The sequence below is a fragment of the Aquabacterium sp. A3 genome (genome assembly GCF_038069945.1).
Taxonomy (GTDB): domain Bacteria; phylum Pseudomonadota; class Gammaproteobacteria; order Burkholderiales; family Burkholderiaceae_C; genus Aquabacterium.
This window is the reverse complement of record NZ_JBBPEV010000003.1, coordinates 1-18082: the sequence shown is the minus strand read 5'-3', so window position 1 is coordinate 18082 and position 18082 is coordinate 1. Positions and strand designations below refer to the sequence as shown.

16 protein-coding genes are annotated in these 18082 nt (G+C 64.6%); 5 read left to right on the top strand and 11 right to left on the bottom strand.

What is annotated here, in order from left to right; translation table 11 throughout:
• Positions 1-19: 19 nt before the first annotated feature.
• Complete coding sequence (gene tal, locus WNB94_RS11735) at positions 20-976, bottom strand: transaldolase (protein WP_341390594.1); 957 nt, start codon at positions 974-976, stop codon at positions 20-22.
• Between the two features lie 141 nt (positions 977-1117).
• Between tal and zwf the strand changes: the two genes are divergently transcribed.
• Positions 1118-2581, top strand: a complete 1464-nt coding sequence (gene zwf, locus WNB94_RS11730; protein WP_341390593.1) for a glucose-6-phosphate dehydrogenase — start codon at positions 1118-1120, stop codon at positions 2579-2581.
• Positions 2582-2594: 13 nt separating this feature from the next.
• Here zwf and WNB94_RS11725 read toward each other — a convergent pair whose 3' ends face one another.
• The 10 genes from WNB94_RS11725 to WNB94_RS11680 all read right to left on the bottom strand — a co-directional run bounded on the left by WNB94_RS11725 (position 2595) and on the right by WNB94_RS11680 (position 14692).
• Positions 2595-3368, bottom strand: coding sequence for a PEP-CTERM sorting domain-containing protein (locus WNB94_RS11725; RefSeq protein WP_341390592.1), 774 nt, complete (start codon positions 3366-3368; stop codon positions 2595-2597).
• A 104-nt stretch (positions 3369-3472) separates the two neighbouring features.
• Positions 3473-3760, bottom strand: coding sequence for an STAS domain-containing protein (locus WNB94_RS11720; protein ID WP_341390591.1), 288 nt, complete (start codon positions 3758-3760; stop codon positions 3473-3475).
• A 4-nt stretch (positions 3761-3764) separates the two neighbouring features.
• A complete protein-coding gene (locus WNB94_RS11715; protein ID WP_341390590.1) occupies positions 3765-4457 on the bottom strand; it encodes an MlaC/ttg2D family ABC transporter substrate-binding protein in 693 nt (230 codons plus the stop codon).
• Positions 4458-4550: 93 nt separating this feature from the next.
• Positions 4551-5375 (bottom strand): MlaA family lipoprotein, encoded by an 825-nt coding sequence (locus WNB94_RS11710; RefSeq protein ID WP_341390589.1) that lies wholly within the window; start codon positions 5373-5375, stop codon positions 4551-4553.
• On the bottom strand, positions 5372-5851 hold the full coding sequence (mlaD, locus tag WNB94_RS11705; RefSeq protein WP_341390588.1) for an outer membrane lipid asymmetry maintenance protein MlaD: 480 nt from the start codon (positions 5849-5851) through the stop codon (positions 5372-5374). Before mlaD ends, WNB94_RS11710 begins: the two co-directional genes overlap by 4 nt.
• A 29-nt stretch (positions 5852-5880) precedes the next feature.
• The gene (gene mlaE, locus WNB94_RS11700; RefSeq protein WP_341390849.1) at positions 5881-6663 is read right to left on the bottom strand and encodes a lipid asymmetry maintenance ABC transporter permease subunit MlaE; all 783 of its coding nucleotides are present in this window, start codon (positions 6661-6663) and stop codon (positions 5881-5883) included.
• A 2-nt stretch (positions 6664-6665) separates the two neighbouring features.
• Positions 6666-7505, bottom strand: coding sequence for an ABC transporter ATP-binding protein (locus tag WNB94_RS11695; protein WP_341390587.1), 840 nt, complete (start codon positions 7503-7505; stop codon positions 6666-6668).
• A gap of 106 nt (positions 7506-7611) precedes the next feature.
• On the bottom strand, positions 7612-9075 hold the full coding sequence (locus tag WNB94_RS11690) for a glutamate synthase subunit beta (protein WP_341390586.1): 1464 nt from the start codon (positions 9073-9075) through the stop codon (positions 7612-7614).
• Between the two features lie 21 nt (positions 9076-9096).
• Complete coding sequence (locus WNB94_RS11685; protein WP_341390848.1) at positions 9097-13800, bottom strand: glutamate synthase-related protein; 4704 nt, start codon at positions 13798-13800, stop codon at positions 9097-9099.
• Between the two features lie 205 nt (positions 13801-14005).
• Positions 14006-14692 carry a transposase gene (locus tag WNB94_RS11680; protein ID WP_341390585.1) on the bottom strand — a complete coding sequence of 229 codons (687 nt, stop codon included), beginning with the start codon at positions 14690-14692 and terminating at the stop codon, positions 14006-14008.
• Positions 14693-14877: 185 nt separating this feature from the next.
• Here WNB94_RS11680 and WNB94_RS11675 point away from each other — a divergent pair, with 185 nt between their 5' ends.
• From WNB94_RS11675 to WNB94_RS11660, 4 genes are all read left to right on the top strand, one after another.
• A complete protein-coding gene (locus WNB94_RS11675) occupies positions 14878-16032 on the top strand; it encodes a ferredoxin reductase (RefSeq protein ID WP_341390584.1) in 1155 nt (384 codons plus the stop codon).
• Between the two features lie 8 nt (positions 16033-16040).
• Positions 16041-17210 carry a fatty acid desaturase family protein gene (locus tag WNB94_RS11670; RefSeq protein WP_341390583.1) on the top strand — a complete coding sequence of 390 codons (1170 nt, stop codon included), beginning with the start codon at positions 16041-16043 and terminating at the stop codon, positions 17208-17210.
• A 286-nt stretch (positions 17211-17496) separates the two neighbouring features.
• The gene (flhD, locus tag WNB94_RS11665; protein WP_341390582.1) at positions 17497-17817 is read left to right on the top strand and encodes a flagellar transcriptional regulator FlhD; all 321 of its coding nucleotides are present in this window, start codon (positions 17497-17499) and stop codon (positions 17815-17817) included.
• A 45-nt stretch (positions 17818-17862) separates the two neighbouring features.
• The coding region (locus WNB94_RS11660) for a FlhC family transcriptional regulator (protein WP_341390581.1) at positions 17863-18082 on the top strand (220 nt) is incomplete at its 3' end.

Sequence of the window (18082 nt, the reverse complement as noted above, 5' to 3'; positions counted from 1 at the left end):
CGGGCATCCTCGGGCCGGATCAACGCGACGAACGCTGTGCGTCGATCAGCTCATCGAGCTTGCCCGCGTCCACGGCGAACGCCCGGATGCCTTCGGCCAGTTTCTCGGTGGCCATGGCATCGTCGTTGAGCTGATAGCGGAACTCGGCCTCGCTCAGGGGCGCTTCGGCCACGTCAACGCCAGACGCCGGCACCAGGTGGCGCGTGACGGGGCCATCGGTGGCCTGCAACTGGGCCAGCAGGTCAGGACTGATGGTGAGCAGGTCGCAGCCCGCCAGGGCCAGGATCTGCCCAACGTTGCGGAAGCTGGCCCCCATGACCTCGGTGCGCACACCGTGCTGCTTGTAGTACTGGTAGATGCGGCTGACCGAGCGAACCCCCGGATCGTTGACCCCCGCGTTGGCGGCCTCGTCCCACGCCGCCCCCGCCGACTTCTTGTACCAGTCGTAGATGCGGCCGACAAACGGCGAGATCAATTGCACCCCCGCATCACCACAGGCGCGTGCCTGGGCGAACGCAAACAAGAGGGTGAGGTTGCAATGGATGCCCTCGGCCTCCAGCACGCGGGCGGCCTGGATGCCCTCCCAGGTGGCCGCGATCTTGATCAGCACACGCTCACGGTCGACGCCGGCGGATTCGTACAGGGCCATCAGGCCGCGCGCTCGCGCGATGGTGGCCTGGGTGTCGAAGCTCAGGCGGGCGTCCACCTCGGTCGACACACGGCCAGGCACCACCTTCAGGATCTCCAGGCCGAAACGCACCAGCACCTGGTCCACGATGGCCTCGCGCGGCGCGGTGCGGTGGGCCGCCACGGTGTCGGCCAGCAAAGGCGCGTAGTCGGGCTTCTGAACGGCCTTGAGGATCAATGACGGGTTGGTGGTGGCGTCCTGCGGGGTGAACTGGGCAAGCTGCTTGAAATCACCGGTGTCAGCCACCACGGTGGTGACCGCCTTGAGCTGGTCGAGTTGGGAGGACATGTGCACTACCTGAACGCTGAAAGGCCGAAATGCGGCCCGAATTGATTTATCGTCACCTTCATTCTGGACTGAATTTGATGACAAAGTCCCAGCACACCCCTCAAAGGGGTTGTGAACACGTCTCACACCCCACACACGCACATGTCCTTTGACCTGGTCTTTTTTGGTGGCACCGGCGACCTCACCTGGCGCAAGTTGATGCCCTCCCTGTTCCAGGCCTGGCGCCATGGCACCCTGCCCGCCGACGGCCGCATCCTGGCGGTGGCCCGCGACGATCAGAACGACGACCAATACCGGCAATGGCTGTTCGAGCGGCTGTTGCAGGCCGAAGAAGCCAAGCGCCCCACCGAGGCCGAATTCAACGCGTTCTCACAGCGCGTGCACTACCTGCGCATGGATTTGTCGCAGGCAGGCGACTACCAACAGCTTCAGCAGTGGCTGCAGCACCGCAATGCGCGCACCGTCGTGATGTACCTGGCCACCAGCCCGCACCTGTTTCCCGTGATCTGCGAGCAACTGGGGGCGGCGGGCCTGAACCACGAGCGCGTGCGTGTCGTGCTGGAAAAACCCCTGGGGCACGACCTGGCCTCGGCGCAGGCCATCAACCGCGCGGTGGGGGCGGTGTTCACCGAACAGCAGGCCTTGCGCATCGACCACTACCTGGGCAAGCCCTCGGTGCAAAACCTCATGGCGCTGCGGTTCGGCAACGTCCTGTTCGAGCCACTGTGGCGTCGCGAAAGCATCGCCAACATCCAGATCACCCTGGCCGAGGGGCTGGGCGTGGGCAGCCGGGGCGACTTTTACGACCGCACGGGTGCCCTGCGCGACATGATCCAGAACCATGCGCTGCAACTGCTCACCATGATCGCCATGGAGCCACCATCGAGCCCGGATGCAGACGCCATCCGCGACGAAAAGCTCAAGGTGCTGCGCTCACTCAAACCGTTTGACGAGCGCTCGGTGGTCAGCGATGTGGTGCGCGGGCAATACCGCGCGGGGGCAGCCGCAGGGCAAGCGGTGTGTGGCTACCTGGAAGAAGCCAAGGTACCCACCAACAGCCGCACCGAAACCTTCGTGGCCCTGCGGTGCGAGGTACAGAACTGGCGGTGGGCTGGCGTGCCGTTTTACCTGCGCACCGGCAAGCGGCTGGCCCAGCGGCAGGCCGAAATCGTGGTGAACTTTCGGGCCCTGCCCCATGCGATCTTTCCGGGCCGGCACCTGCCCAATCGCCTGGTGATCAAGCTGCAGCCAGAAGATGGCCTGCAATTGCACCTGATGGCCTCGCGGGGCACGGGCAATCACGCCAGTGGACAGGCCTTCGAGCCCCTGTCGCCCGTGTCGCTGGACCTGGACTTTGATCGGGCCTTCAGCTCAGAGCGCGTGGGCGCCTACGAACGCATGCTGCTGGATGCGCTGGCCGGCCGCCTGAACCTGTTCGTGCGCTCGGACGAGCAAGAACAAGCGTGGCGGTGGGTTGAGCCCATTCTGGAAGCCTGGCAAGGCGATGAGCTGGGCCCCAAACCCTACAACGCCGGCACCTGGGGGCCCTCGGCCGCCAGCGCCTTGCTCACCAGGGACGGTTTTTGCTGGCCGGAAGAGGCTTGAGCCACCGAGGTGATCAGACCAGCTCGTGGCGCTTGCGCGCCCGGCGTTGCTGAGCGCGCCACGAAGGCAACGCCACCAGCAACCCCGCGGCCATCAGGGCCCACGCCCCGGGCTCGGGAACCGGCGCCATCACGGTACGGCTGAAGGCTGCTGCGCCAGTACACACCGAATCGGTGCCGGCCCACCAATCCGAACAGGTGGATGTCAGCACCTGACGAAACTCGATCGACACCATTTCGCCAGGGTTGAAGGGGTCTTCACCCTGTCCATACACCGAAAAATCAAGCCCCGCGCCATGGAACACATACGTGCCCGCCGGTACTGCACCATGGGCCGGCTTGAAAACACCGAAGTCCAGCAGGTAGACGTCGCCCGGCGCCAGTGAAGTCACATTGGCCGCCCCATCACCAAAGCTGAAGGTGTAAGGGGTGCCATTGGTGCAGCCATTGGTGAACGTGCCCGCACACCCGAACCAGTTGCTCAGGTAGGCGTACTCGTACGAGACAAATGGCACCTCAACACCTTGCCACACGCCCTCGGCGTCCTGGTACGAATAGGTGCCCGACAACGGTGGGTCCAACAAGCCCAGCGTGGGGCTGTCAAAATCCAGCACGAGGGACTCGGTGGCATCCGGATCCACGCTGAGCAGCAACTGCACCGGGATTTCGTCGGTCGGCCCGACCACGCCATCTGGCTGCGCAAAGCTCAACGACACCGCCGGCAGGGCATGGGCCACGCCCAGCACCAACGATAAAACAGCACCTGTGCCCCAGGTTTTCAAAGACATGACCAACTCCCCAACAATGTGACCACCACATGCTAAGGATCAGCCGGTCAAAGAACACCCTTCAAACTAGGGAGACACTGCCTGCACCACTCAGGTGAGGGTGCTCACGCCGACTGCAGGAACTGCTCTACCCCATACAGCCGCGCCAGCTCTCGCAGCCGGGGCGGCAGGGACTGCACGGCAAAGGCCCTGCCACGGTTGCGCGCCATGCGCTGGCACTCCAGCAACACGGCCAGCGCGCTGGAGTCAAACTGCGTCAGGGCCGAGCCATCCACCGTCAACATGACGCCCGCCTGCCCTTGCTGGGCCTCGGCCTGCTCCAGGGTTTGGCGAAACAGATCCAGCACATGCGGCACTTCCGCATGCGTGATCACGGCGGGCAACATCAACATGGCGTCAACCCGCCTTGCGCGCGGCCAGTTGCTTGTTGCGCTCGACCAGCTTGTTGATCAGGCCCTCGATGCCGGAGGCGTTGACCTCTTGCGCAAAGCTGCTCTGGTAGGTCTGCACCAGCCAGGCCCCCAGCACGTTCACGTCGTAGATCTTCCAGCCATCGTTGGCCTTCTCCAGTCGGTAGTCGATCTGGATGGGCTCGCCCTGTCCGCGCACCAGGGTGCGCACCACCACCTCGGTGTCGCCCGGACGTGCGCGCACGGGGCGGTACTCGACGGTCTGATCCCGGATCTGCGCGGCGGCGCCAGAGTAGGTGTAGAGCAGCAGGTTCTTGAACTCGGCCTGCAGACGCTGGCGCTGCTCAGGGGTGGCCTGACGCCAGCCCCGGCCCACGGCCGACGCCGTCATGCGCTGGAAGTTCACGTAGGGCATGATCTTCGTGTCCACCAGCTGGTTGAGCTTGACCAGGTCGCCCCCGCGGATGGCGGCGTCGGCCTTGACGGCCGCGAACACGTCCGCCGTGATCATCTTCACGAAGGTGTCGGGGGCCTGCATGCGCGCCTCTTCGGTGGCGGCCACCGCCTGGGCATGGGCCACGCCGGGCGCAGCACCCGCCAACACGGCCGCAGTGGCCACAACGATCGGCGCCACGGCCTGGCGCCAGCAGAAATACTGCCCTGTCGAGGAGGAACGCATGGAGGTCCTTTCTTCTTGATCTGTCAGTGATTCAACGCACCAGCTGCCGGGTCGGACGACCGCAGGCGCCAGGCTTCACAAGGCTTTGCAAATTCACGGGGCGGAAGCCGGCGCCGACGCGGGGGCCGGGGCCGGCTCGGCTTCAGGCGCTGGATCCAACGCTGGCTCCGGTTCAGGCTCGTAGGGCGCATAAACCGGCTCATCATCGTCCTCGTCGTCCAGCATGGGCGGCTGCCCGTTGTGCACCAGGCTCAGGCGTCGCTGCAGGTAGGCCGAGCGCACAAAGGCATATTTGTCCAGGGCCACGTCATCCACCAGGGTGGAGGCGTCCAGCAAACGAGCCCGCACATCCACCACCCGCAGCGCGGCCATGCCCCACTGCGTACCGTGGTCCGAGGTCAGCAAGGCGCCGCTGCTGTACATGTCGGCCGGGATGTCCACCGAGTCACGGAACGTGGACGAACCCAACAGGGGCCACACCACGTAGGCACCTTGCGGCACCCCCCAGGCCCCCAGCGTCTGCCCCAGGTCCTCGTTGGGCTTGTCGATCTGCATCGGCGTGGCCAGATCGATCAGGCCACCCAGCCCGAGCGTGGAATTGATGCTCACACGGATGACGCCCATGGCGCCGTCCTTGAGGCGGCCTTGCAAAAACAGATTGATCGTGGACCACAGGTCTTTGAGGTTGCCGAAGAAATTGCTCACGCCCGAGCGCACGGGCTGAGGCGTCACCTCGCGGTAGCCACGCGCCACAGGCTGCATGACGTTTTGATCGACCACCTCGTTGAAGGCAAACACCTTGCGGTTCCACCCCTCCAGCGGGTCAGGTTGGGCGCGGGTGGCACAACCGGCCACCACCGACAGCGTCAGCGCGGCCAAGCCCAGTTTCAGCACAGAAAACAGGCGAGCGTGCATCATTTGCCTCCGGCCGCAGGGCCACCCTCGGCGGCCTTGTTGTACAGAAACTGCCCAATGAGGTTTTCAAGCACGATGGCCGACTGCGTGGTCGTGATCTCGTCGCCCTGCTTGAGTTGCTCTTCACCAAACCCGGCCTCCAGGCCGATGTACTGTTCGCCCAGCAGGCCGGCGGTGAGGATCTTGGCCGACGTGTCTTTGGGAAACACCACGCCATTGTTCAAGGTGATGAGGACCTCGGCGCGATAGATCTGGCTGTCGAATTTGATGGACTGCACCCGCCCCACCACCACACCGGCGCTCTTGACCGCCGCGCGGGGCTTGAGCCCGCCGATGTTGTCAAAGCGCGCAGTGACGCTGTAGCCGGGATCAAAAGACAAGGTGAGCAGGTTGCCCGCCTTGAGGGCCAGGAACAGGATGGCCGCCGCCCCGATCAGCACGAACAGCCCCACCCAGACGTCATGTTTGGATTTTTGCATCTTGTCAGTCCTTGCGTTCTTGTGTGGCCTCAGATGGAAAACATCATGGCCGTGAGGACAAAATCGAGCCCCAGCACCGCCAGTGAGGCCATGACCACCGTGCGGGTGGTGGCCAGCGACACCCCTTCGGGCGTGGGCTTGCATTCGAAGCCTTGCAGCAGGGCGATGAAGGTGACGGTGAAGCCGAAGACGACACTCTTGAGCAGGCCGTTGCCCACGTCAGACCAGACGTCCACACCGCTTTGCATCTGCGACCAGAAGGCGCCGGGGTCCACCCCGATCATCACCACGCCCACCAGCCAGCCCCCCATGATGCCCACGGCCGAGAACACGGCTGCCAGCAGAGGCAAGGCGATGGCGCCCGCCCAGAAACGAGGCGCCAGCACGCGGCGCAGCGGGTCGACCCCCATCATCTCCATGGCGGCGAGCTGTTCGCCCGCCTTCATGAGGCCGATGCCAGCGGTCAGCGCCGTGCCGGCCCGCCCCGCGAACAACAAGGCCGACACCACGGGCCCGAGTTCACGCACCAGCGACAGGGCGACCATCAGGCCCAGTGCTTCGCTGGAGCCATAGCGCTGCAGGATGTAATAGCCCTGGAGGCTGAGCACAAACCCCACGAACAGGCCAGACACCACGATGATGGCCAGCGAATAATTGCCCAGGAAGAACACCTGCTCGGCCACCAGGCGCGGGCGACGAAACGCCGCGGCCAGCAAGGCCACCAACTGCAGGAACAGGCGCGAGGCATAGCCGACATCGGCCAGCTTGCTGCGCACGGCATGCCCCACGACCGACGGTTGCAACCAGCGCAGCATCAGCGCACCCCGAAATCTTGACCGGCGTCCGCCGCCGGGTGGTGGAAACGCACCGGACCATCGGGCTCGGCATGCACAAACTGCTTGACCAGGGGATCCTGGCTGGCGCGCATCTCGTCCGGTGAGCCCTGGGCCACCACGCGGCCATTGGCCAGCAACACGACGTGATCGGCGATGAGGAAGGTTTCGTCCACATCGTGGGACACGACCACGCTGGTCAGGCCCATGGTGTCGTTGAGCTCGCGAATCAGCCGCGCCGACACGCCCATGGAAATCGGGTCCAGCCCCGCAAAGGGCTCGTCGTAGAGCACCAGTTCGGGATCGAGCGCAATGGCACGCGCCAGGGCCACCCGCCGGGACATGCCGCCCGATATCTCGCTGGGCATGAGGTCACGGGCGCCGCGCAAGCCCACCGCGTTGAGCTTCATGAGCACCAGATCACGGATGATGGACTCTGGCAGGCGGGTGTGTTCGCGCAGTGGAAAGGCCACGTTCTCGAACACCGACAGGTCGGTGAACAAGGCGCCAAACTGGAACAACATGCCCATGCGACGACGCAGGGCCATCAAGGATTCGCCCTGCACCTGTGCCAGGTCCTGCCCATCAAAGAGCACCTCGCCCTTCATGGGCAGCAACTGCCGCCCGATCAGGCGCAGCACGGTGGTCTTGCCACCACCCGATGTGCCCATCAGCGCCACCACCTTGCCGCGTGGCACCAGGATGTCGATGTTCTCCAGGATGACGCGATCGCCATAGCCGCAGGTGACCCCGCGCAACTCGACCAGCGCATCAGAGGGAGAGGACAAGGCGTCGGAAGGAGAGGAAGTGGATTCGGGCATGAGAGACAAAAAGGGCCGGTGAGTGATGCACCAGCCCTTCGGATGATAGGCGATCCGTCTCAAGCCTGCCGAACACCCAGATGGGTGGGCGCAACAGGCCGATGGATCAGCGCGGCAAGGTGGTCGAGCCCATCAGGAAGGCATCGACCTCGCGCGCGGCCTGGCGGCCCTCGCGGATGGCCCACACCACCAGCGACTGGCCCCGGCGCACGTCACCGGCCGCGAACACCTTGTCCACGTTGGTGCGGTAGCCGCCTTCGTCGGTCGAGGCCTTGGCGTTGCCGCGGCCATCCTTGTCAACACCAAAACCGTCCAGCAGGGTGTTGACCGGGTTGGTGAACCCCATGGCCAGCAGCACCAGATCGGCCTTGTAGGTCTTCTCGGTGCCGGCCACTTCCACGAACTTGCCGTCCTTGAACTCCACCTGCACGGTCTTCAGACCCGTGACCTTGCCGTTCTCGCCAAAGAATTCCTTGGTGGCGATGGCGAACTCGCGGGCGCAACCCTCTTCGTGGCTGGACGAGGTGCGCAGCTTGATCGGCCAGTAGGGCCAGGTCAGCTCTTTGTTTTCCTGCTCGGGCGGCTGTGGCATCACCTCGAACTGGGTGACGCTCTTGGCGCCGTGGCGGTTGGAGGTGCCCACGCAGTCAGAGCCGGTGTCCCCACCGCCGATGACGATGACGTCCTTGCCCGTGGCCATGATCTGGTCCTTGACCTTGCCGCCCGCATTGACGCGGTTCTGCTGGGGCAGGAACTCCATGGCGAAGTGGATGCCGGCCAGGTCGCGGCCCGGCACGGGCAGGTCACGCGACTGCTCGGCGCCACCGGTCAGGATGACGGCGTCGAAGTCTTTCTTGAGCTGCTCGGGGCTGACCGATTCCTTGGCCCAGTTGGTGACCTTGGAGCCTGCGGGCATCTCGCCCACCAGCACGTTGGTCTTGAAGACCACGCCTTCGGCTTCCATCTGCTTGACGCGGCGGTCGATGTGCGACTTGTCGAACTTGAAGTCGGGGATGCCGAAACGCAGCAGGCCACCGATGGTGTCGTTCTTCTCGAACACGGTCACGTCGTGACCGACGCGGGCCAGTTGCTGAGCGGCGGCCATGCCAGCGGGGCCGGAGCCCACGACGGCGACCTTTTTGCCGGTCTTGACCTGGGCAGGCTGGGGCTTGACCCAGCCTTCGGCCCAGGCGCGGTCGATGATGGCGTGCTCGATCGACTTGATGCCGATGGGGTCGTTGTTGATGTTGAGCACGCACGCGGCTTCACAGGGCGCCGGGCAGACGCGGCCGGTGAAGTCGGGGAAGTTGTTCGTGCTGTGCAGCACCTCGATCGCCTGCTTCCAGTCCTGGTGGTACACCAGGTCGTTGAAGTCGGGGATGATGTTGTTGACCGGACACCCGCTGTTGCAGAAGGGCGTGCCGCAGTCCATGCAGCGCGCACCCTGTTGCTTGGCCTGCTCGGGCGTCAGACCAATGACGAACTCTTTGTAGTTCTTGACGCGCTGTTCGACGGGCTCATAGCCCTCTTCCAGGCGCTCAAATTCCAGAAAGCCAGTGACTTTTCCCATTTCAAACTCCTCGAGCGCCGATCAGGCCTTGGCCTTGGTGGCGGACTTGGCCTTGGCAACCACGGCCGAGGCTTCTTGCTTGGCACCCATTTCCGTCAGGGCGCGGCGGTACTCGTGCGGGAACACCTTGACGAACTTGGTGACGGCGGTCGACCAGTTGTCCAGGATCTCGCGGGCACGCTGCGAGCCGGTCCAGCGATGGTGGTCTTCAACCAGCTTCTTGAGCAGGGCCTCGTCGGCCATGCCCTTGTGCATGGGGATGCCGGCATCCGCTTGCTCAGCCGCGGGCAGCACCTTCTCCAGGGACACCTGGGCCAGGTTGACGCGCTTGTTGAACTGACCATCTTCGTCATAGACGTAAGCCAGCCCGCCCGACATGCCGGCGGCAAAGTTGCGACCCGTCTGACCCAGCACCACCACGGTGCCGCCGGTCATGTATTCGCAACCGTGGTCACCCGTGCCTTCGACCACCGCCGTGGCGCCGGACAGGCGCACGCCAAAGCGCTCGCCGCCCACACCACGGAAGAAGGCCTCACCGCTGGTGGCGCCGTACAGCACGGTGTTGCCCACGATGATGTTGTCGGTGGCGTTGCCGCGGAACTCGATGCTGGGGCGCACGATGATGCGGCCACCGCTCATGCCCTTGCCGGTGTAGTCGTTGGCTTCACCGATCAGGTACAGCGTGATGCCCTTGGCCAGGAAGGCGCCGAAGGACTGGCCGCCCGTGCCTTCCATCTGGATGAACACGGTGTCGTCGGGCAGACCATCGGGATGGTGCTTGATCAGCTCGCCCGACAGCATCGCGCCCACGGTGCGGTTGACGTTCTTGGCCACTTCCATGAACTTGACGGCCTCGCCGCGCTGGATGGCGGGCTGGGCCTTCTCGATCAGGCGGACGTCCAGGGCCTTGTCCAGACCGTGGTCTTGCGTGTCCACGTGCAGGCGCGGGATCTCGGCCGGCACCGGGGGCAGCGCAAACACGCGGCTGAAGTCCAGGCCCTTGGCCTTCCAGTGCGCCAGGCCCTTCTTCATGTCCAGCAGGTCGGCACGACCGATCAACTCGTCGAACTTCTTGATGCCCAGCTGGGCCATGATCTGGCGGGCTTCTTCGGCGACGAAGAAGAAGTAGTTCACGACATGCTCAGGCTTGCCGGAGAACTTCTTGCGCAGCACCGGGTCTTGCGTGGCCACGCCCACCGGGCAGGTGTTCAGGTGGCACTTGCGCATCATGATGCAGCCTTCGACCACCAGCGGTGCGGTGGCAAAGCCGAACTCATCGGCACCCAGCAGGGCGCCCACGACCACGTCGCGACCGGTCTTGATCTGACCATCGGTCTGCACGCGCACACGGCCACGCAGGCGGTTGAGCACCAGGGTCTGTTGCGTTTCGGCCAGGCCCAGCTCCCACGGCGTGCCGCAGTGCTTGATGGACGACCAGGGCGAGGCGCCCGTGCCGCCGTCGTGGCCGGCGATCACGATGTGGTCGGCCTTGGCCTTGGCCACACCGGCTGCCACCGTGCCCACGCCCACTTCCGACACCAGCTTGACCGAGATGTCGGCCTTGGGGTTGACGTTCTTCAGGTCGTGGATCAGCTGAGCCAAATCCTCAATGGAGTAGATGTCGTGGTGCGGCGGGGGCGAGATCAGGCCCACACCGGGCACCGAGTGACGCAGCTTGCCGATGTACTCGGACACCTTGCCACCCGGCAGCTGACCACCTTCACCGGGCTTGGCGCCCTGGGCCATCTTGATCTGGATCTGGTCGGCCGACACCAGGTACTCGGTGGTCACGCCAAAGCGGCCGGAGGCCACCTGCTTGATCTTCGAGCGCAGGCTGTCGCCTTCCTTCATCTCGTAGTCGGCTTCGATGCGCGAAGCGCCCACGATGTCCGACACCTTGGTGCCGGCCTTCATCTTGATGCCCTTGAGCTCGTCGCGGTAACGGCGCTCGTCTTCACCGCCTTCGCCGGTGTTGGACTTGCCGCCAATGCGGTTCATGGCCAGGGCCAGGGTGCTGTGGGCTTCCGTGGAGATGGAGCCCAGCGACATGGCGCCCGTGGCGAAGCGCTTGACGATCTCGGTGGCGGGCTCGACTTCCTCGACCGGGATGGCCTTGGCCGGGTCGATCTTGAATTCGAACAGGCCGCGCAGGGTCAGGTGACGACGCGACTGATCGTTGATGATCTGGGCGTATTCCTTGTAGGTGTCGAACTTGCCCGAGCGCGTGCTGTGCTGCAGCTTGGCGATGGCGTCCGGCGTCCACATGTGCTCTTCGCCACGGGTGCGCCAGGCGTATTCGCCGCCTGCGTCCAGGGCGTTGGCCAGCACCGGGTCGGTGCCGAAGGCGGCCGTGTGGTTGCGGATGGCTTCTTCAGCCACCTCGAACACGCCGATGCCGCCGACTTGCGTGGGCGTGCCACGGAAGTATTTGTCGACCAGCTCTTTGTTCAGGCCGATGGCTTCGAAGATCTGGGCGCCGCAGTACGACATGTACGTGCTGATGCCCATCTTCGACATGATCTTGGACAGGCCCTTGCCGATGGCCTTGATGTAGTTGTAGATGGCCTTGTCGGCCGACAGGTCACCCGGCAGGTCACGGGCCAGCTCGGTGAGCGTTTCCATGGCCAGGTAGGGGTGCACGGCTTCGGCGCCGTAGCCGGCCAGCACAGCGAAGTGGTGCACCTCGCGGGCGGTGCCGGTTTCGACCACCAGGCCGGCCGAGGTGCGCATGCCCTTGCGGACCAGGTGGTGGTGGATGGCCGACAGGGCCAGCAGCGCGGGAATGGCGATGTTGGCGCGGTCCATCTTGCGATCGGTGATGATCAGGATGTTGTGACCGCTCTGGATGGCTTCCACGGCCTCGGCGCACAGCGAGGCCAGGCGCGCTTCCACGCCTTCATGGCCCCAGGCCGCCGGGTAGGTGATGTCCACCTCGAAGGGCTTGAACTTGCCGCCCGTGGTCTTTTCGATGTTGCGCAGACGGGCCATGTCGTCGAAGTCCAGCACGGGCTGGCTCAACTCCAGGCGCATCGGCGGGTTCACCGCGTTGATGTCCAGCAGGTTGGGCTTGGGGCCGACGAAGGACACCAGCGACATCACCACGTTTTCGCGGATGGGGTCGATGGGGGGGTTCGTGACCTGGGCGAACAACTGCTTGAAGTAGTTGTACAGCGGCTTGTTCTTGTCCGACAGCACGGCCAGGGGCGAGTCGTTGCCCATGGAACCGGTGGCTTCTTCGCCGTTGGTGGCCATCGGGGCCATCAGGAACTTGATGTCTTCCTGGGTGAAGCCGAAGGCCTGCTGACGGTCGAGCAGCGACTCGGCGAACTCGCCAGCCGAGCCCTTGCCTTCGAGGGCGTCGAGCTTGATGCGGACGTTTTCGATCCACTGACGGTAGGGCTTGGCCGAGGCGTACTGGGCCTTGAGCTCTTCGTCGTTGATGATGCGGCCTTGCTCGAAGTCGATCAGCAGCATCTTGCCAGGCTGCAGACGCCACTTCTTGACGATCTTGTTCTCGGGGATGGGCAGCACACCGGATTCGGAGGCCAGCACCACGAGGTCGTCGTCGGTGATCAGGAAGCGGGCGGGGCGCAGGCCATTGCGGTCCAGCGTGGCGCCGATCTGGCGGCCGTCGGTGAACACCATGGCGGCGGGGCCGTCCCAGGGTTCCATCATCGCGGCGTGGTACTCATAGAAGGCGCGACGGCGCTCGTCCATGGTGCTGTGCTGCTCCCAGGCTTCCGGGATCATCATCATGGCGGCCTGAGCCAGGGGGTAGCCCGCCATCACCAGCAGTTCGAGCGCGTTGTCGAAGGTGGCGGTGTCGGATTGGCCGTCCATGCTGATGGGGTACAGCTTGGCCAGGTCATCGCCCAGCACGGGCGACTTCATCACGCCTTCGCGGGCGCGCATCCAGTTGAAGTTGCCCTTGACGGTGTTGATTTCACCGTTGTGGGCCACCATGCGGTAGGGGTGAGCCAGCGGCCACTCGGGGAAGGTGTTGGTGGAGAAGCGCTGGTGCACCAGGGCCAGGGCCGAGGTGACGCGCTCGTCGCGCAGGTCCAGGAAGTACTTGCCCACCTGGTCGGCCAGCAGCAGGCCCTTGTAGATGATGGTGCGGCACGACATGCTGGGCACGTAGTACTCGCTGCCGTGGGTCAGGTTCAGGCTGGAGATCTTGCTGGAGGCCGTCTTGCGGATGACGTAGAGCTTGCGCTCCAGGGCATCGGGCACGAGGATGTCCGGGCCACGACCGATGAAGACCTGGCGGATGACGGGCTCTTTCTCGCGCACCAGGGGCGACATGGGCATGTCGGCGTCCACCGGCACATCGCGCCAGCCCAGCAACACCTGGCCTTCGGCGCGGATGGCGCGCTCCATGACCTGCTCGCAGGCCTGGCGCGAGGCGCTTTCCTTGGGCAGGAAGATCATGCCCACGCCGTATTCGCCCGGCGGGGGCAGCTCAACGCCCTGCTTGGCCATCTCGGCACGGTAGAACTCGTCGGGGATCTGGATCAACAGACCGGCACCGTCACCCATCAGCGGGTCGGCACCCACGGCGCCGCGGTGGTCGATGTTTTCCAGGATCTTGAGGCCCTGCTGCACGATGCTGTGCGCCTTCAGGCCCTTGATGTGGGCGACGAAACCCACGCCACACGCATCGTGCTCGGCGTTGACATACAGACCGGTGTCGGCCGCTGCCTGGATTTCCTGACGGGTGGCCATGGCTGCGGAAGGCGCAGCGGCGGCGTCAGACACGGGGATGATAGGGAACGAGGTTCCCGAAGTCGCCTGGCTCATGAGGGCGCTCCAGTTGGAAAGTGTGGAAACAACTAGGGGGAGCGTGAGGATAACCCTCACCCGCCCTGATGACAAGAAAATTAAAATAGGGTCAGATCACATTTAATAAGCAAAACAAATTCGACTCAAACTAATTGGGGTCAGGTTGAATTTTTTTGGGGCGACCTCGGCGGGCCGGGGCCAAGCGCCGACCGGCAGCCGCCTCCAGCACCGACACCTGCTCACCCGAGATGATCGGCCACCCACCGCGCAGACCTGCCAGCAGGCGATCGCGGATGGCGGCATCCAGCCCCAGCTCGACACGACGAGCCCATGACAGGTGCCGCTCGAACGGGGTGTTGCCCAGGGCCCAGTAAGCCGAATGATCGACCAGCCAGCGCTCGGCGCCCTGCCCCAGGTGGTGCGCCAAGCTGGTGAACGCCAGGCCACCCGCGCGGCCTGTCCCCAGGGCGTCGACCATCACCATGGCATCAAGCAAGAAATGAGCCGGGTCCAGCATGGCACTGCGGTACCGCCCCGCCCACAGGGTGCCAGCGCGGGCATGGCGCCGGTTGAAGGCGCCAACGTAACGCCGCCCGAATGCCTGCATCATTCGGGACACCCCGGCCGGCGCATCGGGCGTGACCAGCAACAGCATCTGCTCGGCCACGATGGCGTAGGCGTGCACCTGCACCCCCGCCGCAGCCGACACCTCTTTCAGGTCGGCCAGCGCGCGCAACCCGTCCACCTCGTCACGTATCCAGGGCACGCCATCGTGCGAGCGTTGCTGCACGAGTTGCGGCCATCCAGGCACTTCAGCACGCGGCAGGCGGGCCATCGAGGTCCTTCATGTTCATTGATGTGCCCCAATTGTCGATGAGACAGGTGTTGCACAATCCGCGGCCTAACGTCACCCATTTAAGGGGTGACAGACCCTCTTCAGGGGCTTACCCGGTTCCCCCTTCGGAGGGTGAAACACTACCCTGTCGCCAAATGTTGTTGTTTCCCTGGAGTTGAATCGAGATGCCAGCCGCCACCGCCGTGCCCTTGCCGGTTGCCGCCACCCGCCGAGTCGCCGGTTTGTTGAGCCCGCTGGGACTGACCCCCGCCGTCCTGGATGACACCCTCGGGTGGATCAATCCGATGTGGCGGGTGCACCACCTGCAGGCGCGGGTGGTGGCCAAACACATGGAAACCCCGTCGGCCTGCACCCTGGTGCTGCAAGTGGGCGCGGCTTTTCCTGCCCTCACGCCCGGCCAGTATGTGGTCATTGGCGTGACGATCGATGGCGTTCGCCATCGGCGTGCTTATTCGCCGCGCTCGGTGAAGGGCCACACCAATCAGATCGCCATCACGGTGCAGCGTCAGCCCGGGGGGCGCGTGTCCAACCACATCAGAGACCAGTTGCCTGTGGGTGCGGTGATCGACATCGATCCCCCGGCCGGCGATTTTGTGCTGCCGGCCACGACCCCGCCGAAGGTGTTGCTGCTGGCCGGTGGCAGCGGCATCACGCCATGCATGTCCATGCTGCAGCACCTGTATGCCACGGCGCCCAACACCCTGGTCACCCTGGTGTACTTTGCCCGCAGCAGCGTGGACCGCATCTTCGCGCAAGAGCTGCTGGCCTTGTCCAGGACCTGGAAGCAGCTGCACTACGTGCCCATCGACAGCATGGCCCACACCCCAGGCCAGGCCCCGGTGACCCCATCGCCCGAGGGCGGCGCGGCCCGCGTGCTGAACCTGCCCCTGCTGGAGGCGGCCTGCACCGACTGGCGCACCATGCCCGCCTATTGCTGCGGCCCGGCGCCTTTGATGGACGCGGCCAAAGCCCTGTGGGCTGAGCAAGGGCTGTCGCCCCAACTGCACCTGGAGGCCTTCACGGCGCCCAGCCCGAGTGGCGACCCCAACGCCCGACATCGCGTGGCCCTGGATCGCATCCAGGGGCACATCGACTTCGTGGCGGCCGGCAACCTGACCCTGCTGGTGGCTGGCGAAGAGGCGGGACACCAGATCAAGCACGGATGCCGGCAAGGCATCTGCCATGAATGCACCTGCCGACTCAAGAGCGGGTCGGTGCGCGACCTCGTCAGCGGCGAGCGGATCGATGGCGAAGGCCAACCCATCCGCCTGTGCGTGAGCAGCGCCATGAGCGATGTCGAACTCGAATCCATGACATGAACGCGAGAATGACCATGAATCCACAAACGCTTCAGATCGGCCCCAAGTCGATCGAGGAACTGGAAGCCTTCCAACAGGAACTGGATGCCATCCGCGATGAGACCCGGGCTCAGTTGGGCGAGCGCGATGCGCGCTACATCCGGGGCATCCTGAAGCTGGTGCGTGGCACCGAGCTGGCTGGCCGCGCCCTGCTGATGTTTGGCTGGTTCCCGCCCACGTTCATCCTGGGCGCCGTCCTGCTGGGCATCAGCAAGATCATCGACAACATGGAGCTGGGCCACAACGTGATGCACGGCCAGTTCAACTGGATGAACGACCCGCGCTTCCATGGCGACACCTTCGAATGGGACAACACCTGCCCGAAGGAAGAATGGCGTCACTCGCACAACTATGTGCACCACACCTACACCAACGTGATCGGCAAAGACCGGGACTTTGGCTATGGCCTGCTGCGCCTGTCCAACGACCTGCGCTGGAGCTGGCTGCACCCCTTCCAGTTGCTGCTGACGGCCCTGCTGGCCACCTTCTTCGAGCTGTTCGTGGCCATCCATGACCTGCAAATGGACAAGGTGGCCATCGGCCGCAAGAAGTGGTCGGAGTGCCGGCCCCAGTGGCTGCTGGTGCGCGCCAAGATCTGGCGTCAGGTGCGCAAGGACTACATCGCGTGGCCCCTGGTGGGGGCGCTGGCCGCAGGCCTGTTCTTCCAGAGCACGCAAGGTGCCATCGACGGCGCACTGGCGGTGATGGCGGGCAACCTGATCGGCAACCTGATGCGCAATGTGTGGGCCTGGGCCATCATCTTTTGTGGCCACTTCACCGAGCGGGTCTACACCTTCAAGCGCGAGTCCATCGAAGGCGAAACCAAAGGCCAGTGGTACCTGCGCCAGATTCTGGGCTCCAGCAACATCAGCGGCGGCAGCGTGTTGCACCTGATGAGCGGCAACCTGTCACACCAGGTCGAGCACCACCTGTTCCCGGACATCCCGGCCAACCGCTACATCGAGATGGCGCCCAAGGTGCGTGCCGTGTGCGCCAAGTATGGCGTGCCCTACAACACCGGCTCGTTCGCCGCCCAGTTGTGGACGGTGTTCAAGCGCATCGCGCGCTACAGCCTGCCAGGCGGCCCGCAAAAGGCGGTGCACATCGAGGTGGAATCCATCCTGCCCGAGCGCGCCTGAGGCGCCCCCACGCACCCGCGCTGACTTGCGCGATGCAAAACAAGCCCGGCGATGCCGGGCTTTTTTGTGCGCGTGTTTTGGCCTGTTTCACCGGGCATCAGGACGGGTTTGTCGGATTTTTTCTGACACGGTGCTCAGCACAGACCCGACGCGCCTTACAGCGGCGTGCCTATTCAGAAAACCACCAGGGGTGCCCAGAATTCAACCCATGCCAGCACAACAAACCGGCTGGCCCCCGAAACAAACCGTTGAAACCCGACCTTTCCACCGTTTTCAGGAGCCCGCCATGAACGCCGACCAAATGCTGCAAGAGATCCGCGAAGTCAACCTGTCCTACCTGATGCTGGCACAGAACCTGATCCGCAGTGATCGTGAGCAGGCCCTGTTCCGCCTGGGCATCTCCGAAGAGACCGCCACGCTGCTGTCCTCGCTGTCGCCCGCCCAGATCCTCAAGATTTCATCGGGCAACACGCTGCTGTGCCGCATGCGGGTGGACGATGACCTGGTGTGGAGCCTGCTGACCAACCACAGCAAGGATGGCAACGACAGCGTCAACCGCCTGCATGCCTCGATCCTGATGGCCGGCCGCCATCAAGAAGCCGCCTGAATCCGGCTCACCAGACACCCCTCACATTCCCTCGGAGACACCACCATGCGCACCAAGAGCCTCCTGACCGAAGCCAAGCAGATCGAGCGTGCCGTCACGCTCATCACCCTGGGGGCACGCCTGCAGGTGCTGGAATCCGAGACCGACATGTCCTACGAGCGCCTGCTGCGCCTGTACAAGGAAGTGGCCGGCAAGTCGCCCTCCAAAGGCCAGCTGCCCTTCTCGACCGACTGGTTCATGACCTGGCAGCCCAACATCCACGCCA

Coding starts and splice junctions, on each gene's coding strand:
- WNB94_RS11725 (WP_341390592.1), bottom strand. CDS start 3,368: ATGTCTTTGAAAACCTGGGGCACAGGTGCTGTTTTATCGTTGGTGCTG.
- mlaD (WP_341390588.1), bottom strand. CDS start 5,851: ATGCAAAAATCCAAACATGACGTCTGGGTGGGGCTGTTCGTGCTGATC.
- WNB94_RS11695 (WP_341390587.1), bottom strand. CDS start 7,505: ATGCCCGAATCCACTTCCTCTCCTTCCGACGCCTTGTCCTCTCCCTCT.
- WNB94_RS11710 (WP_341390589.1), bottom strand. CDS start 5,375: ATGATGCACGCTCGCCTGTTTTCTGTGCTGAAACTGGGCTTGGCCGCG.
- WNB94_RS11690 (WP_341390586.1), bottom strand. CDS start 9,075: ATGGGAAAAGTCACTGGCTTTCTGGAATTTGAGCGCCTGGAAGAGGGC.
- WNB94_RS11670 (WP_341390583.1), top strand. CDS start 16,041: ATGACCATGAATCCACAAACGCTTCAGATCGGCCCCAAGTCGATCGAG.
- WNB94_RS11720 (WP_341390591.1), bottom strand. CDS start 3,760: ATGTTGATGTTGCCCGCCGTGATCACGCATGCGGAAGTGCCGCATGTG.
- WNB94_RS11685 (WP_341390848.1), bottom strand. CDS start 13,800: ATGGCCACCCGTCAGGAAATCCAGGCAGCGGCCGACACCGGTCTGTAT.
- WNB94_RS11675 (WP_341390584.1), top strand. CDS start 14,878: ATGCCAGCCGCCACCGCCGTGCCCTTGCCGGTTGCCGCCACCCGCCGA.
- WNB94_RS11715 (WP_341390590.1), bottom strand. CDS start 4,457: ATGCGTTCCTCCTCGACAGGGCAGTATTTCTGCTGGCGCCAGGCCGTG.
- WNB94_RS11680 (WP_341390585.1), bottom strand. CDS start 14,692: ATGGCCCGCCTGCCGCGTGCTGAAGTGCCTGGATGGCCGCAACTCGTG.
- flhD (WP_341390582.1), top strand. CDS start 17,497: ATGAACGCCGACCAAATGCTGCAAGAGATCCGCGAAGTCAACCTGTCC.
- zwf (WP_341390593.1), top strand. CDS start 1,118: ATGTCCTTTGACCTGGTCTTTTTTGGTGGCACCGGCGACCTCACCTGG.
- tal (WP_341390594.1), bottom strand. CDS start 976: ATGTCCTCCCAACTCGACCAGCTCAAGGCGGTCACCACCGTGGTGGCT.